Source organism: Micromonospora sp. NBRC 110038, from assembly GCF_020884815.1.
Taxonomy (GTDB): domain Bacteria; phylum Actinomycetota; class Actinomycetes; order Mycobacteriales; family Micromonosporaceae; genus Micromonospora; species Micromonospora haikouensis.
Map to the genome: position 1 here is coordinate 405,104 of NZ_BBOL01000002.1, position 17,138 is coordinate 422,241.

General features: G+C 69.0%; 12 protein-coding genes. All 12 read right to left on the reverse strand.

Annotated features, from left to right (window positions below):
• Positions 1-11 precede the first annotated feature (11 nt).
• Positions 12-314 (reverse strand): 50S ribosomal protein L23, encoded by a 303-nt coding sequence (gene rplW / locus LPU61_RS09495; RefSeq protein WP_007073034.1) that lies wholly within the window; start codon positions 312-314, stop codon positions 12-14.
• A complete protein-coding gene (gene rplD, locus LPU61_RS09500; RefSeq protein ID WP_043965511.1) occupies positions 311-961 on the reverse strand; it encodes a 50S ribosomal protein L4 in 651 nt (216 codons plus the stop codon). The genes rplW and rplD overlap by 4 nt, the downstream gene beginning before the upstream one ends.
• Positions 958-1,623: a 50S ribosomal protein L3 gene (rplC, locus tag LPU61_RS09505; protein ID WP_043965509.1), complete on the reverse strand. Its 666-nt coding sequence runs from the start codon at positions 1,621-1,623 to the stop codon at positions 958-960. Before rplC ends, rplD begins: the two co-directional genes overlap by 4 nt.
• An 11-nt stretch (positions 1,624-1,634) precedes the next feature.
• Complete coding sequence (gene rpsJ / locus LPU61_RS09510; protein WP_007073037.1) at positions 1,635-1,943, reverse strand: 30S ribosomal protein S10; 309 nt, start codon at positions 1,941-1,943, stop codon at positions 1,635-1,637.
• Positions 1,944-2,300: 357 nt separating this feature from the next.
• A complete protein-coding gene (gene tuf, locus LPU61_RS09515; protein WP_043965499.1) occupies positions 2,301-3,494 on the reverse strand; it encodes an elongation factor Tu in 1,194 nt (397 codons plus the stop codon).
• Between the two features lie 222 nt (positions 3,495-3,716).
• Positions 3,717-5,813, reverse strand: a complete 2,097-nt coding sequence (gene fusA, locus LPU61_RS09520) for an elongation factor G (RefSeq protein ID WP_043965497.1) — start codon at positions 5,811-5,813, stop codon at positions 3,717-3,719.
• 76 nt (positions 5,814-5,889) lie between these two features.
• Positions 5,890-6,360, reverse strand: a complete 471-nt coding sequence (rpsG, locus tag LPU61_RS09525; protein WP_013735957.1) for a 30S ribosomal protein S7 — start codon at positions 6,358-6,360, stop codon at positions 5,890-5,892.
• A gap of 1 nt (position 6,361) precedes the next feature.
• Positions 6,362-6,736 (reverse strand): 30S ribosomal protein S12, encoded by a 375-nt coding sequence (gene rpsL, locus LPU61_RS09530; protein WP_014440718.1) that lies wholly within the window; start codon positions 6,734-6,736, stop codon positions 6,362-6,364.
• A 675-nt stretch (positions 6,737-7,411) separates the two neighbouring features.
• Complete coding sequence (locus tag LPU61_RS09535; RefSeq protein ID WP_043966510.1) at positions 7,412-7,780, reverse strand: DUF4190 domain-containing protein; 369 nt, start codon at positions 7,778-7,780, stop codon at positions 7,412-7,414.
• 920 nt (positions 7,781-8,700) lie between these two features.
• Complete coding sequence (locus LPU61_RS09540; protein WP_043965490.1) at positions 8,701-9,069, reverse strand: hypothetical protein; 369 nt, start codon at positions 9,067-9,069, stop codon at positions 8,701-8,703.
• A 165-nt stretch (positions 9,070-9,234) separates the two neighbouring features.
• Positions 9,235-13,122 (reverse strand): DNA-directed RNA polymerase subunit beta', encoded by a 3,888-nt coding sequence (locus LPU61_RS09545; protein ID WP_043965489.1) that lies wholly within the window; start codon positions 13,120-13,122, stop codon positions 9,235-9,237.
• A 121-nt stretch (positions 13,123-13,243) separates the two neighbouring features.
• On the reverse strand, positions 13,244-16,675 hold the full coding sequence (locus LPU61_RS09550) for a DNA-directed RNA polymerase subunit beta (protein ID WP_043965487.1): 3,432 nt from the start codon (positions 16,673-16,675) through the stop codon (positions 13,244-13,246).
• Positions 16,676-17,138 lie beyond the last annotated feature (463 nt).

Below are 17,138 nucleotides of genomic sequence, written 5' to 3' on the forward strand. Positions count from 1 at the left end.
GTCTACACCCCTCAGCTGACCGGGCCGCCGAAGGCCTCGATACGGTCACCGTCAGCCAGCTTCACGATCGCCCGCTTGGTGGCCTTGCGCTGACCGAAGCCGGTCTTGGTGCGCTTGCGCTTGCCCTCGCGGTTGAGCGTGTTGACCGTCAGGACGCGGACGTTGAAGATCTGCTGGATAGCGATCTTGATCTCGGTCTTGTTGGCGTCCGGGTGCACCAGGAAGGTGTACCAGTTCCGGTTCAGCTCGCTGTAGCTCTTCTCCGAGACGACCGGCGCGATGATGACGTCACGCGGATCGGCGATCGTGCTCACTTGTCACCCTCCTCGGTGGTCTCGGCCGGGACACCCAGGAACTCGTCCAGGGCGTCCTTGGTGAAGACCACGTCGTCGGCCACCAGCACGTCGTACGTGTTGAGCTGGCCGGCCTCGATCAGGTGCACCCGCGGCTCGTTGCGCAGCGACACCCAGTTCAGCTCGTCGGTGCTGCTCAGCACGACCAGGACGCGGCGCGCCTCGGTCAGCTTGGCCAGCGTGGCCAGGGCGGCCTTGGTCGACGGCTTCTCGCCCGAGACGAACGCCTCGACGACGTGCACCTGGCCGGCGCGGGCCCGGTCGGAGAGGGCGCCACGCAGGGCGGCGGCCTTCATCTTCTTCGGGGTCCGCTGGCTGTAGTCGCGCGGCACCGGGCCGTGGACCACGCCACCGCCGGCGAACTGCGGCGCGCGGATCGAACCCTGGCGGGCCCGACCGGTGCCCTTCTGCTTGTACGGCTTCTTGCCGCCACCGGCGACCTCGCCGCGGGTCTTGGTCTTGTGCGTGCCCTGCCGGGCGGCCGCGAGCTGGGCCACCACGACCTGGTGCATCAGCGCGATGTTGGCCTGGACGTCGAAGACGTCGGACGGCAGCTCGACGGTGCCGCTCTTCGTGCCTTCGACGTTGAGCACGTCAACGGTGGTCACTTGGCCGCACCGCCCTTCTTCGCCTTGACCTTGGCCGCGGTGCGGACCAGGACCAGCGCGCCCTTCGGGCCGGGGATGGCGCCGCGGACGAGCAGGAGGTTGTTCTCGGTGTCGACCGCCTGGACGGTCAGGTTCTGGACGGTGTAGCGCACGCCACCCATCCGACCCGCCATCCGGGTGCCCTTGAAGACGCGACCCGGGGTGGCGCAGGCGCCGATCGAGCCCGGCGAGCGGTGCTTGCGCTCGACACCGTGGCTGGCGCGCAGACCGTGGAAGCCGTGCCGCTTCATCGGGCCGGCGTAGCCCTTGCCCTTGGTCTTGCCGGTGACGTCGATGGTGACGCCCACCGGGAACTGCTCGACCGTGACCTCCTGGCCCAGCGAGTAGTCCGCGGCGTCCTTGGTGCGCAGCTCGACGATGTGCCGGCGCGGCGCCACGTCCGCCTTCGCGTAGTGCCCGCTGACCGGCTTCTTGACCTTGCGCGGGTCGATGGTGCCGTACGCGAGCTGGACCGCGGAGTAACCGTCCTTCTCGGCGCTACGAACCTGGCTGACGACGCACGGGCCGGCCTGCACCACGGTCACGGGCACAACCTTGTTGTTGTCCCAGACCTGGGTCATGCCGAGCTTGGCGCCCAGGATCCCCTTGACTTGCCTGTCCATTTGTCCGGTCCCTACAGCTTGATCTCGATGTCGACGCCAGCCGGCAGGTCGAGGCGCATGAGCGAGTCGACCGTCTTCGGGGTCGGGTCGATGATGTCGATCAGCCGCTTGTGCGTACGCATCTCGAAGTGCTCGCGCGAGTCCTTGTACTTGTGCGGCGAGCGGATAACGCAGAAACGGTTGATCTCCGTGGGCAGCGGCACCGGGCCAGCGACCTGCGCCCCGGTACGCGTCACCGTCTCGACGATCTTCCGAGCCGAGGAGTCGACGACCTCGTGGTCATAGGCCTTGAGCCGGATGCGGATCTTCTGTCCCGCCATGGTGGCTTCTGTTCCTTCTCTCGATGCCGCTGTGTTGCGGGCGCCTGCACCGGCTGGTGCAGGCCCACTTCCGCCGACCCCCGCGGTCGGGCGTGTCGCGCCCTAGGACCAGGCTCCGCCCCGGGACCCCGGAGCTCTGCTGGCCATGCGGTGGGTCAATGGCGCCGATCGCGTTCACCGCGACCCGGACGCCGTGCGAGGGTGGTTGGCCGCACAGTGGCAGGCCAACCACCCTACGCGCGACTGTTCAACGACCCGGAGGTCCAGCGGATGCCGGACACGGGCGAGGAACTGCCGTTACGCAACCTGACTAGTATGCCGCACGACCGGCGGCGACGCTAATCGGGGTTACCCAGTTCACTTGACGATCTTGGTGACCCGACCCGCGCCGACCGTACGGCCACCCTCCCGGATCGCGAACTTGAGGTTTTCCTCCATCGCGATGGGCTGGATGAGCTTGACGCTCATCGTGGTGTTGTCGCCCGGCATGACCATCTCGGTGCCCTCGGGCAGCGTGACGACGCCGGTGACGTCCGTGGTGCGGAAGTAGAACTGCGGGCGGTAGTTCTGGAAGAACGGGGTGTGCCGGCCGCCCTCCTCCTTGGAGAGGATGTAGACCGTCGCCTCGAACTCCGTGTGCGGGGTCGTGGTGCCCGGCTTGATGACGACCATGCCGCGCTCGACGTCCTCGCGCTTGGTGCCACGCAGCAGGAGACCGACGTTCTCACCCGCGCGCGCGTCGTCCAGGGTCTTCCGGAACATCTCGATCGCGGTGACCTTGGTCTTGAAGCCCTTCTCGCGGATGCCGACGACCTCGACGTCCTCGTTCGGGAGCAGCACGCCACGCTCGACACGACCGGTGACGACGGTGCCACGACCGGTGATCGTGAAGACGTCCTCGACGGGCATGAGGAACGGCTTCTCGGTCTCGCGCTCCGGCTGCGGGATCGCGGTGTCGACCGCGTTCATCAGCTCGAGCAGCTTCTCGGTCCACACCGGGTCGCCCTCGAGCGCCTTCAGCGCGGAGACCTGCACGACCGGCAGGTCGTCGCCCGGGTACTCCTGCGAGGAGAGCAGCTCGCGGACCTCAAGCTCGACGAGCTCCAGGAGCTCGGCGTCGTCGACCATGTCGCTCTTGTTGAGCGCCACGACGATGTACGGCACACCGACCTGACGGGCCAGCAGCACGTGCTCGCGGGTCTGCGGCATCGGGCCGTCGGTCGCCGCCACCACCAGGATCGCGCCGTCCATCTGCGCGGCACCGGTGATCATGTTCTTGATGTAGTCGGCGTGCCCGGGGCAGTCGACGTGCGCGTAGTGCCGCGCCTCGGTCTGGTACTCGACGTGCGCGATGGAGATCGTGATGCCGCGGGCCTTCTCCTCCGGCGCCTTGTCGATCTCGTCGAACGGGGTGTACGGGTTCAGGTCCGGGAACTGGTCGTGCAGGACCTTGGTGATGGCCGCCGTCAGCGTCGTCTTACCGTGGTCGATGTGACCAATGGTGCCGATGTTGACGTGCGGCTTAGTCCGCTCGAACTTCGCCTTCGCCACTGGTGTCCTCCTGTGGACTTCTTGGTTCTTCTCGCCCCGGCACGCCAGGTAGGCGCTTAGGACTCTGTCGACAGCCTTTCCGGCCTGACGGCCGGAGAGCTTTTGTGGGTTCTGCGGCGATGAAGCCTACAGGCCCGGTCTCACACAACCCGACCGAGGTGGCCGCGGGCGGGGATCCCTCCCGCGACCAGCCCCGATTCATCGGATCAGCTCAGGCGAGCGTCACTCACCAGTCGCCTTGGCGATGATCTCCTTGGCCACCGAGGCCGGAATCTCGGCGTAGGAGTCGAACTGCATGCTGTAGCTAGCCCGGCCCTGGGTCTTCGACCGCAGGTCGCCGACGTAGCCGAACATCTCCGACAGCGGCACCAGCGCCCTCACGATGCGGGTGCCGCTGCGCTCCTCCATCGCCTGGATGATGCCACGGCGGGAGTTGAGGTCGCCGATGACGTCACCCATGTTCTCCTCAGGAGTGGTGACCTCGACGGACATCACCGGCTCCAGCAGCGCCGGGTCGGCCTTGCGGGCCGCCTCCTTCAGCGCCATCGAGCCAGCGATCTTGAACGCCATCTCGGACGAGTCGACCTCGTGGTACTGGCCGTCCACCAGCGTCAGCTTGACACCCACCAGCGGGAAGCCGGCGAGAATGCCGTACTGCATGGCGTCCTGGGCGCCCGCGTCCACCGACGGGATGAACTCCCGGGGGATGCGGCCACCGGTGACGGCGTTCGCGAACTCGTAGGTCGGCGAGTCGTTGTCCAGCGGCAGCGGCTCCAGGCTGATGATGACCCGGGCGTACTGGCCGGAACCACCGGTCTGCTTCTTGTGGGTGAACTCGACCTTCTCCACCTTGCGGCGGATGGTCTCGCGGTACGCCACCTGCGGCTTGCCGATGTTCGCCTCGACGTTGAACTCGCGGCGCATCCGGTCGACCAGGATGTCCAGGTGCAGCTCGCCCATGCCGGAGATGACCGTCTGGCCGGTCTCGTCGTCCAGCTTGACGCGGAAGGTCGGGTCCTCCTCGGCCAGCCGCTGGATGGCGGTGCTGAGCTTCTCCTGGTCGGCCTTGGTCTTCGGCTCGATGGCGACCTCGATGACCGGCTCCGGGAAGGTCATCGACTCCAGGATGACCGGGTTCGCCGGGTCGCACAGCGTGTCACCGGTGGTGGTCTGCTTGAGACCCTGCACCGCGATGATGTCGCCAGCCTGGGCCGAGCCGCGCTCTTCCCGCTTGTTGGCGTGCATCTGGTAGATCTTGCCGATCCGCTCCTTGCGGTCCTTGGTGGAGTTGACCACCTGGGACCCGGACTCGACCACGCCGGAGTAGACCCGGACGTAGGTGAGCTTGCCGAGGTGCTTGTCGGTCTGGATCTTGAAGGCGAGACCGGAGAACGGCTCCTTCTTCGACGGCTTCCGCTGCAGCGGCGTCTCGCCGTCGGTCGCGGTGCCCTCGATGGCCGGGATGTCCAGCGGCGACGGCAGGAAGTCGACCACGGCGTCGAGCATGGGCTGCACGCCCTTGTTCTTGAACGCCGAGCCGCACAGCACCGGGTTGGCCTTGCTGGCGATCGTGGCCCGCCGGATGGCGGCCTTGATCTCCTCGACGGAGATCTCCTCGCCCTCCAGGTACTTCTCCATCACCGCGTCGTCGACGTCGGCCAGGGTCTCCATCAGCTTCTCGCGCCACTGGGCAGCGTCGTCGGCGAGGTCGGCCGGGATCTCCTCGATCGCGTAGTCCTCACCCTTCTGGGTCTCCCCGCGCCAGGTGAGGGCGCGCATGCCGATCAGGTCGACGACACCGATGTGGTCGCCCTCGAGCCCGATCGGGATCTGGAGCACCAGCGGGGTCGCGTTCAGCCGGTCGATCATCATCTGGACGCAGCGGAAGAAGTCCGCGCCGGTCCGGTCGAGCTTGTTGACGAAGCACATCCGCGGGACGTTGTACTTGTCGGCCTGACGCCAGACGTTCTCCGTCTGCGGCTCCACGCCGGCCACGCCGTCGTAGACCGCGACCGCACCGTCCAGCACCCGCAGCGACCGCTCGACCTCGACCGTGAAGTCGACGTGACCGGGCGTGTCGATGATCTGGATCGTGTGGCCCTTCCACTCACACTTGGTGGCAGCGGAGGTGATGGTGATACCACGCTCCTGCTCCTGCTCCATCCAGTCCATGACGGCAGCGCCCTCGTGGACCTCACCGATCTTGTACGTGATACCGGTGTAGAAGAGGATCCGCTCGGTGGTAGTGGTCTTACCGGCATCGATGTGCGCCATGATGCCGATGTTGCGTACGTTGGCGAGCGCGTCTGCGGCGGCCACTTCAATCCCTACTTATCGTCGTCTCGACACAACTGGTGGTGGTTCCGGCGCCACGCGGGCGCCGGAACCAGATGTGTTACCAGCGGTAGTGCGCGAAGGCCTTGTTCGACTCGGCCATCTTGTGCGTGTCCTCGCGCCGCTTGACGGCGGCACCGAGGCCGTTGCTCGCGTCCAGCAGCTCGTTCATCAGCCGCTCGACCATGGTCTTCTCGCGCCGGGCGCGGGAGTAGGTGACCAGCCAGCGCAGGCCCAGGGTGGTCGCCCGGGCCGGCCGGACCTCGACCGGGACCTGGTAGGTGGCGCCACCGACACGGCGGCTGCGCACCTCGAGGGTCGGCTTGACGTTGTCCATCGCCCGCTTCAGGGTGACGACCGGGTCGGTGCCGGACTTCTCGCGGCAGCCCTCCAGGGCCGCGTACACGATGCGCTCGGCGAGCTGGCGCTTGCCGCGCAGCAGGATCTTGTTCACCAGCTGGGTGACCAACGGCGAGTTGTACACCGGGTCAGCGACCAGCGGCTTCCGCGGAGCGGGTCCCTTACGCGGCATCTCAGCTCTTCTCCTTCTTCGCGCCGTAACGGCTGCGCGCCTGCTTGCGGTTACGGACACCCTGGGTGTCCAGCGACCCGCGGACGATCTTGTAACGCACGCCGGGGAGGTCCTTCACCCGGCCGCCGCGGACGAGCACGATGGAGTGCTCCTGCAGGTTGTGACCCACGCCCGGGATGTAGGCGGTCACCTCGATCTGGCTGCTGAGCTTGACACGAGCGACCTTGCGCAGCGCCGAGTTCGGCTTCTTCGGGGTGGTGGTGTACACGCGGGTGCACACGCCGCGCCGCTGAGGGGAACCCTTCAGCGCCGGGGTCTTGGTCTTACTCGTCTTCGCCTGGCGGCCCTTTCGGACCAGCTGCTGGATCGTGGGCACCGGGTTTCTCCGCTCCCTTCGGCCGCCTTCCGGCGACCGCGCCGTCTGCTCGTAGCCATCCCTCGTGGAAAGGCTCTCCTACATTCCGGCCAGGCCCGCCTTGCGGAGGTCCCGGCACCCGCGGTCGGGCGTGTCGCCCGGCTCACGGTCCCCGGTGCAGTCGCTCGCGCGCGCACCGGATTTCTGTCACCGGCACACGGTCACCGCGCGCCGGGTCTTTTGGCTCTCTGTCGTGCCGCCGCGCGATCACCGGGAACCCGGTTCCGACGCACGCACGAGTTGCCCGGGCGAGCCCGGGCACAAGGGGAAAGAGTACCTATCACAGCCGCACAGGTCAAAACGGAGAGGTCCCGGAGATCAGCGTCACCGCCCTGCCGGCCGAACCGTCGCGCCTGCCCACTTGCGATGGGCACCTACAGAAACAAGTGTAACGGCTACCGCGGCACCCGGCCCGTCGGCCCTGGGTAACGCCGCCGCCCCGCCCTGCCCCTGAGCCGCAATGTCGGCGACATGGCGTCATCCAGGCACCCGCGACCCCGCCATGTCGCCGACATGGTGTCGATCAAGCCGGACCAGCCGGAGGACGGGGCGGCCCCAGCACGGGGCGGCCCCAGCACGGGGCGGCCCCAGCACGGGGCGGGCCCAGCACGGGGCGGGCCCAGCACGGGCGGAGACTCAGCTCAGGGCGAGCAGCAGCCCCAGGCCGAGACCCAGCAGGCTGAGCACCACGCCCACCACGCCGCAGCTGATCCCGGCCACCGCCAGCCCCCGGCCCGTGAAGCGCACCGCCGGCGGGGGCGCCGGACGCCGGATCTGCCGCCGGCCGAGCGCACCGGCCACCACCGCCGCCGTGCCGGCCAGCAGCCCGAGGACCGCGAACACACCGGCGGCCCAGGCACCCTGGCTGCCGGCGGTCGCCCCGAGGCAGATCACCAGGAGGGACACCAGGGCGGAGGCGATGCCCGCCACCAGGGATCCGATCGCGAGCCCGGACGTCACCGGGGGCACGTCGAGATGCACCACGCCGAACGGGGTGCCCGGCACCGGGTCGACCCGCTTGGGCGGTCGGGCCGCGTCCTTCGGCGGCGGGGGCACCGCCCCCCAGCCAGCGCCCGGCCCACCCCAGCCGCCGCCCGGTCCGCCCCAGGCACCGCCCGGCGCCTGACCCGGGTAGCCACCCGGCGCGCCCCCCGGATGGGTGGTCGTGCCGGGGTGCCCCGGCCAGGAAGCGGGAGCCGGATGCGGCCCGGCCGCCGACTGTGGTGCGTGGCCAGGCTGCACGAAGGGAGCAGACTGCACGGGGGAAGCCGGCGATGCCGGGGGGCCCGGCTGCACGAAGGTAGCCGGCTGCACGGGGGAAGACGGCTGCACGAAGGAAGCTGGCGGTGCCGGGGGGCCCGGCTGGGCAGGAGAAGCCGGTGGTGCCGAGAGACCCGGATGCGCGGGCGGAGCCGGCTGCGCCGAGGAAGACGACTGGGCGGCGGGGCCCGACGGCACGGGCGAAGCCGGCGGCACGGCGGGGGCCGGCTGTGGCCCGGAACTCGGCTGCGCGACGTCGCCGGCCCCCGGGCCCGGGCCGAACTGCGGCGGGGAGCCGGCCGCCGGCCCGGGACCCGGCCCAGGAAACGGGTCGGGCTGCGGGAATGCGCCGGCAGAGGGGCCGCTGCTCCCGATCGGCGGGGAGACCGACGACGGGGCGTCGGCGGCGGGGGTGCCCGGTGCTTGCGGATCGGTGCCGGCGGCGGGCCGGGCCCACGGGCTCTCCTCCGGCGCTGCCGGTGACCCCGCCGGATCCGGGAGCGCGGCGGATCCCTCCGCCGACTCGCCCGAGGGCCGCGCCGGTTCCGTCACGAGGGCCTCCTGTCGCCGGTCGTCGTCCACCGCCGCGCGACGGACACCGGCCAGGCTACCGTCGCCCGGCCAACCCCGTGGGCGCGCGTCGACGTCTCCCCCGCGCGGGACGGTCAGTCCACGTTCGGGGCGTAGTCGTGCCCGAACGGCGCTCCGGCCAGCCGCACCAGGCCGATCACCAGGGCCGCCACCACGGCCGCCGCGACCAGGACCAGCCCGGCCCAGGCCAGGCGCTCCCCGCGCCGCAGCCAGGCCGCGCCGGTGAGGAAACCCCCCGAGGCGTACGCCTCACGGCGGGCCTGCCGGGCCAGCACGAGAGCGAGCGTGGCCGGCACCACCCCGCCGACGAACAGCCCGGTCAGCGCGCCCATCAGGCCGAGCGCGAAGACCGCCCGGGCCTTGCTGGAGCGCACCGGGTCGGGGTCGAGCGGATGGCGTGCCCCGTGCGGGGCGACGGGCACCTGCCCGGGTGCGATCGTCATGCCCTCCATCATGCCCGTCCCCCGCGACGATCCCAGCCGACCACGGAGAGATAGCGGTATCCCGGGCCGGCGACCCCACCAGGTCGCCGACATGGCGGGGCGCACGGCCCGACGCGACGAGGCCCCCGGCGGTGCGCCGGGGGCCTCGTCGTCAGTGCGTGATCTTTAGCGGTACGACCCGAAGTCGAAGTCGTCCAGCGGCACGGCCTGCCCGCTGGCCGGCCCGAAGCCGTAGTCGGTCTCCGGGTATCCGGTCATCGAGTAGACCTTGGCCTTGGCCTCCTCGGTCGGCTCGACCCGGACGTTGCGGTACTTGCTGATGCCCGTACCGGCCGGGATGAGCTTACCGATGATCACGTTCTCCTTGAGGCCGATCAGCGAGTCGCTGCGGGCGTGGATCGCCGCGTCCGTCAGCACCCGGGTGGTCTCCTGGAAGGAGGCCGCCGACAGCCAGGAGTCCGTGGCCAGCGAGGCCTTGGTGATACCCATCAGCACGGGGCGACCGGCGGCGGGCTCGCCGCCCTCGCCGACGAGCCGGCGGTTCTCCGACTCGAACAGCGCCCGGTCGACCAGCACGCCCGGCAGGAACTCGGTCGAGCCGGAGTCGATGACCGTCACCCGCTTGAGCATCTGGCGGATGATGATCTCGATGTGCTTGTCGTGGATGAGCACACCCTGCGAGCGGTAGACCTCCTGGACCTCCTGGGTCAGGTGGACCTGGACCGCGCGCGGGCCGAGGATGCGCAGCAGCTCGTGCGGGTCGATGGTGCCCTCGGTGAGCTTCTCGCCGACCTCGACGTGGTCGCCGTCGTGGGCCCGCAGCCGGACCCGCTTGGAGATCTTGTCGTAGACGATCTCGTCGGAGCCGTCGTCCGGCACCACGATGATCTTCCGCGACCGCTCGCCGTCCTCGATCCGGATCCGGCCCGGGGTGTCGGCGATGGGCGCCTTGCCCTTCGGGACGCGGGCCTCGAAGATCTCCTGAACCCGGGGCAGACCCTGGGTGATGTCCTCACCCGCGACACCACCGGTGTGGAACGTACGCATCGTCAGCTGCGTACCGGGCTCACCGATCGATTGGGCGGCGATGATGCCGACCGCCTCGCCGACGTCCACGGTCTTGCCGGTCGGCAGCGAACGGCCGTAGCACGCACCGCAGACGCCCAGCTTCGACTCGCAGGTGAGCACGCTGCGCACCCGCACCGTCTCCGTCCCGGCGGCGACGATCGCGTCGACCAGGATGGAGTTGATGTCCTGGCCCCGGTGGGCGACGACCGTGCCGTCCGGGCCCTTGATGTCGTCGGCCAGGGTCCGGGCGTGGACGCTGGTCTCGGCGTGCTCGTGGACGTACAGCTTGCCGTCGCGCCGCTCGCCGATCTGCATCGGGATGGCCCGGTCGGTGCCGCAGTCCTCCTCGCGGATGATGACGTCCTGCGAGACGTCCACCAGACGACGGGTCAGGTAACCCGAGTCGGCGGTCCGCAGCGCGGTGTCGGCGAGACCCTTACGGGCACCGTGCGTGGAGATGAAGTATTCCAGCACGGAGAGACCCTCCCGGTACGACGCCTTGATGGGTCGCGGGATGATCTCGCCCTTGGGGTTGGCCACCAGACCACGGATCGCGGCGATCTGGCGGAGCTGGAGCAGGTTACCGCGGGCACCCGAGTTGATCATCTTCCACAGCGGGTTCTCCTGCGGCAGCGCGGTGTCCATCTCCTTGGCGACCTCGTTGGTCGCCTTGGTCCAGATCTCGATGAGCTCGCCGCGACGCTCCTCGGCGGTCATCAGACCACGCTGGTACTGCTTGTCGATCCGGTCGGCTTCCTTCTCGTACCGCTCCAGGATCTCCCGCTTGCGCGGCGGAGCGATGACGTCCTCCATGCCGATCGTCACGCCGGACCAGGTGGCCCAGTGGAAACCGGCCTCCTTGAGCCCGTCGAGGGTCGCGGCGAGGGCGACCTTCGGGAAGCGCTCGGCGAGGTCGTTGACGATCGCGGAGAGCTGACCCTTGCGGATCTCGTAGTTCACGAAGCGGTAGCCCTGCGGCAGCGTCTCGTTGAACAGCACCCGGCCCAGGGTGGTCTCGACGGTGAGCGGCTCACCCTCGACCCAGCCCTCCGGCGCGACCCACGGCTGCGCGCCGGCGCCGTTGTCGACCCCGACCAGACCGCGCAGCCGGATCCGCACCGGGGCCTGCAGGTGCAGCTCGCCGGCGTCGAACGCCATCCGAGCCTCGGCGTCCGAGCTGAACGCCCGGCCCTCGCCCCGCTCACCGGTGGTGAGGTGGGTGAGGTGGTAGAGGCCGATGACCATGTCCTGCGTGGGCATGGTGACCGGCTTGCCGTCGGCCGGCTTGAGGATGTTGTTCGAGGACAGCATCAGGATCCGCGCCTCGGCCTGCGCCTCGGCGGACAGCGGCACGTGCACCGCCATCTGGTCGCCGTCGAAGTCGGCGTTGAACGCGGTGCAGACCAGCGGGTGGATCTGGATGGCCTTGCCCTCGACCAGCTGCGGCTCGAAGGCCTGGATGCCGAGGCGGTGCAGGGTCGGCGCGCGGTTGAGCAGCACCGGGTGCTCGCCGATGACCTCTTCCAGCACGTCCCACACGACCGGGCGCTGCCGCTCGACCATCCGCTTGGCGGACTTGATGTTCTGCGCGTGGTTGAGGTCGACCAGCCGCTTCATCACGAAGGGCTTGAACAGCTCCAGCGCCATCTGCTTGGGCAGGCCGCACTGGTGCAGCTTCAGCTTCGGGCCGACCACGATGACCGAACGGCCGGAGTAGTCGACGCGCTTGCCGAGCAGGTTCTGCCGGAACCGGCCCTGCTTGCCCTTGAGCATGTCGGACAGCGACTTGAGCGGACGGTTACCCGGGCCGGTGACCGGCCGGCCGCGACGGCCGTTGTCGAACAGCGCGTCGACGGCCTCCTGGAGCATCCGCTTCTCGTTGTTGACGATGATCTCGGGCGCGCCGAGGTCGATCAGCCGCTTGAGGCGGTTGTTCCGGTTGATCACGCGGCGGTACAGGTCGTTCAGGTCGGACGTCGCGAAGCGGCCACCGTCGAGCTGCACCATCGGGCGCAGGTCCGGCGGGATGACCGGGACGCAGTCCAGCACCATGCCGAGCGGCGAGTTGCGGGTGTTCAGGAACGCCGCGACGACCTTGAGCCGCTTGAGCGCCCGGATCTTCCGCTGGCCCTTGCCGGAGCGAATGGTCTCGCGCAGGCTCTCGGCCTCGGCGTCGAGGTCCATGTTCTGCACCAGCGCCTTGATCGCCTCGGCACCCATGCCGCCGGTGAAGTACTCGCCGAACCGGTCGCGCAGCTCCCGGTAGAGCAGCTCGTCGGTGACGAGCTGCTTCGGCTCCAGCTTGCGGAAGGTGTCGAGCACCTCGTCGAGGCGGTCGATCTCGCGCTGGGCCCGGTCGCGGATCTGGCGCATCTCGCGCTCTCCGCCCTCCTTGACCTTGCGCCGGACGTCCGCCTTCGCGCCCTCGGCCTCCAGCTCGGCCAGGTCGGCCTCCAGCTTGGCGGCCCGCTTCTCGATCTCCGAGTCGCGGCTGTTCTCCGACTGCCGCTTCTCGGCGAGGATCTCGTTCTCGATGGTCGAGAGGTCACGGTGACGCGACTCGGCGTCCACGCTCGTCACGACGTACGAGGCGAAGTAGATGATCTTTTCGAGGTCCTTCGGGGCGAGGTCCAGCAGGTAGCCCAGCCGGCTCGGCACGCCCTTGAAGTACCAGATGTGGGTCACCGGAGCGGCCAGCTCGATGTGCCCCATGCGCTCCCGGCGGACCTTGGAGCGGGTCACCTCGACGCCGCAGCGCTCGCAGATGATGCCCTTGAACCGGACCCGCTTGTACTTACCGCAGTAGCACTCCCAGTCCCGCTGCGGACCGAAGATCTTCTCGCAGAAGAGCCCGTCCTTTTCCGGCTTGAGGGTGCGGTAGTTGATCGTCTCGGGCTTCTTGACCTCGCCGTGCGACCACTGACGGATGTCGTCGGCGGTGGCGAGACCGATGCGCAGCTCGTCGAAGAAGTTGACGTCGAGCACTATGTCCCCTATGTCGTCGTCTTTACAGCTAGATCACGGGCGGGGTTGGGGGCCGGCCGCCCCGCGGAGGGATCAAGCCTGACCGCCCGGAGCGGGGTGGCCGGCCCCCAACCCACACCACTTACACCTCTTCGACCGAGCTCGGCTCGCGCCGGGACAGGTCGATGCCCAGCTCCTCCGCGGCCCGGAACACCTCGTCGTCGGTCTCGCGCATCTCCAGGGCCACGCCGTCGCTGGAGAGCACCTCGACGTTCAGGCACAGCGACTGCAGTTCCTTGAGCAACACCTTGAACGACTCCGGAATGCCCGGCTCCGGGATGTTCTCGCCCTTGACGATCGCCTCGTAGACCTTGACCCGGCCCAGGACGTCGTCGGACTTGATGGTCAGCAGCTCCTGCAGGGCGTACGCGGCGCCGTACGCCTGCATCGCCCAGCACTCCATCTCACCGAAACGCTGGCCACCGAACTGCGCCTTACCACCCAGCGGCTGCTGCGTGATCATCGAGTACGGACCGGTCGACCGGGCGTGGATCTTGTCGTCGACCAGGTGGTTGAGCTTCAGGATGTAGATGTAGCCGACCGCGATCGGGTCCGGCAGCGGCTCGCCGGAGCGACCGTCGAACAGCTGCGCCTTGCCGGAGGAACCGATCAGCTGCTTGCCGTCCCGGTTGGGCAGGGTCGACGCGAGCAGACCGGAGATCTCCTCCTCGCGGGCACCGTCGAAGACCGGCGTGGCCACGTTGGTGTCCGGCTCGGACTCGTGCGCCTCGATGGAGCGCAGCTGGCGCTTCCACTCGGCGTCGTCGCCGTCGACGCTCCACCCCGTCTTGGCCACCCAGCCGAGGTGCGTCTCCAGCACCTGGCCGATGTTCATCCGGGACGGCACACCCAGCGGGTTGAGCACGATGTCGACCGGGGTGCCGTCCTCCAGGAACGGCATGTCCTCGATCGGCAGGATCTTCGAGATGACACCCTTGTTGCCGTGCCGGCCGGCGAGCTTGTCGCCGTCCTGGATCTTCCGCTTCTGGGCGACGTAGACCCGGACCAGCTCGTTGACGCCCGGGGGCAGCTCGTCGCCGTCCTCGCGGGAGAACGTGCGTACGCCGATGACCGTGCCGGTCTCGCCGTGCGGCACCTTCAGCGAGGTGTCCCGGACCTCGCGCGCCTTCTCGCCGAAGATCGCGCGGAGCAGCCGCTCCTCCGGGGTCAGCTCGGTCTCGCCCTTGGGCGTGACCTTGCCGACCAGGATGTCGCCGGGGACGACCTCGGCGCCGATCCGGATGATGCCGCGCTCGTCGAGGTCGGCGAGCATCTCCTCGCTGACGTTCGGGATGTCCCGGGTGATCTCCTCCGGGCCGAGCTTGGTGTCCCGCGCGTCGACCTCGTGCTCCTCGATGTGGATCGAGGTGAGCACGTCCTGCTGCACGAGGCGCTGCGACAGGATGATCGCGTCCTCGTAGTTGTGGCCCTCCCAGCACATGAACGCGACCAGCAGGTTGCGCCCGAGCGCCATCTCGCCCTCGTCGGTGCAGGGACCGTCGGCGATGACCTGGCCGGCCTCGACGCGGTCGCCCTCGAAGACGACCGGCTTCTGGTTGACGCAGGAGCCGGCGTTGGAGCGACGGAACTTGTGCAGCAGGTACGTCCGGCGGTGGCCGTCGTCCTGGTGGATGGTGATGTAGTCGGCGCAGAGGTCCTCGATGACACCGCCGACCTCGGCCACGACCACGTCACCGGCGTCGACGGCGGCACGGTATTCCATGCCGGTGCCGACCAGCGGCGACTCCGCCTTGACCAGCGGCACCGCCTGACGCTGCATGTTCGCGCCCATCAGGGCCCGGTTGGCGTCGTCGTGCTCGAGGAACGGGATCATCGCGGTCGCGACCGAGGTCATCTGCCGCGGCGAGACGTCCATGTAGTCGACGGCGCCCGGGACCACGTCCTCGGTCTCGCCGCCCTTACGGCGGCAGAGGACCCGGTCCTCGGCGAACGTGCCGTCGGCCTTCAGCGGCGCGTTGGCCTGCGCCTTGACGAACCGGTCCTCCTCGTCCGCGGTCAGGTAGTCGATCTGGTCGGTGACCCGACCGTCGACGACCTTCCGGTACGGCGTCTCGATGAAGCCGAACGGGTTGACCCGGGCGAAGGTGGAGAGCGCGCCGATCAGGCCGATGTTCGGGCCTTCGGGCGTCTCGATCGGGCACATCCGGCCGTAGTGGGACGGGTGCACGTCGCGGACCTCGAAGCCGGCCCGCTCTCGGGACAGACCACCCGGGCCGAGCGCGCTCAGCCGACGCCGGTGGGTCAGGCCCGCCAGCGGGTTGGTCTGGTCCATGAACTGGGACAGCTGCGAGGTGCCGAAGAACTCCTTGATCGCCGCCACGACGGGGCGGATGTTGATCAGGGTCTGCGGCGTGATCGCCTCGACGTCCTGGGTGGTCATCCGCTCGCGGACGACCCGCTCCATCCGGGACAGGCCGACGCGGACCTGGTTCTGGATGAGCTCGCCCACGGTGCGCAGGCGCCGGTTGCCGAAGTGGTCGATGTCGTCGGCCTCGTAGCCGTCCTCACCGGCGTGCAGCCGGCAGAGGTATTCCACGGTGGCGACGATGTCGTCCTCGGTGAGCGTGCCGGTGGTGATCGGCACGTCCAGCTCGAGCTTCTTGTTGAACTTGTACCGACCGACCTTGGCGACGTCGTACCGCTTCGGGTTGAAGAAGAGGTTGTCGAGCAGGGTCTGGGCGTTCTCGCGGGTCGGCGGCTCGCCGGGGCGGAGCTTGCGGTAGATGTCTAGCAGCGCCTCGTCCTGGCCGGCGATGTGGTCCTTCTCGAGCGTCGTCATCAGCAGCTCGGACCAGCCGAACTTCTCGCGGATCCGCTCGGCCGACCAACCGATGGCCTTGAGCAGGACGGTGACGGCCTGCCGGCGCTTGCGGTCGATGCGGACGCCGACGGTGTCGCGCTTGTCGATGTCGAACTCGAGCCAGGCACCCCGGCTCGGGATGACCTTGACGCTGGAGAGGTCGCGGTCGGAGGTCTTGTCCGGCTGCTTGTCGAAGTAGACGCCCGGGGACCGGACGAGCTGGCTGACCACGACGCGCTCGGTGCCGTTGATGATGAAGGTGCCCTTGGGCGTCATCATCGGGAAGTCACCCATGAACACCGTCTGGCTCTTGATCTCGCCGGTGGTGTTGTTGGTGAACTCCGCCGTCACGAACAGCGGGGCGCAGTAGGTCAGGTCCTTCTCCTTGCACTCCTCGATCGAGGCCTTGACCTCGTCGAAGCGCGGCGCCGAGAAGGAGAGCGACATGGTGCCGGAAAAGTCCTCAATGGGACTGATCTCGTCGAGGATTTCCGCGAGACCCGAGCGTGCGTGCGGGTCGTCCGCCGACCGGCCCTGCCAAGCCTCGTTGCCGACGAGCCAGTCGAAGGACTCGTTCTGGATGGCGAGGAGGTTGGGGACCTCGAGGTGTTCGGTGATCCTGCCGAATGAAACTCGGCGGGGTGCGAAAGCGCTCGACGTACGACTGGTCTTCGCAGGGCGGGAAGCTGCCAAGATGCGTCCTTCCGAGGACCGGTGCTGCAGAACGGCTGGTACGCGTGCACTCCAATGACCCCACCAGAAATATCCGTAATCGGACATTTCTGCGCAGGGGTCAAGTCGGAAGGCAGCGCAAACTAGCAGTGTAGCCGAGAGGCTAACCGCTGTCCAGCCCAACCCGCAGGTCGCCGCGGAACGTGCCTCGGGGCCCCCGGAACGGGGCCTGACCGGGCCGCTCGGAACGCGGCATACCCACGGACCGCCCAGGTGCAGCGGACGATGGTGCCGCCGCTGCCATTACCCGGATGGTGGCCGTCGCAAGCGCGGAAGGTCTTGCTGGTGTCAGCGTGCCTGGCAGCCGGGGGCCGCGTCAAGGGCCCGTCTCGTGCGCGACAGGTGTTTCCCACGCGTGGGCGACGGCCCCGAACCGCCCCGCCGGCCGGCGTGGAGCGTCGCCGCCCTGCTCACGACGCTGTCA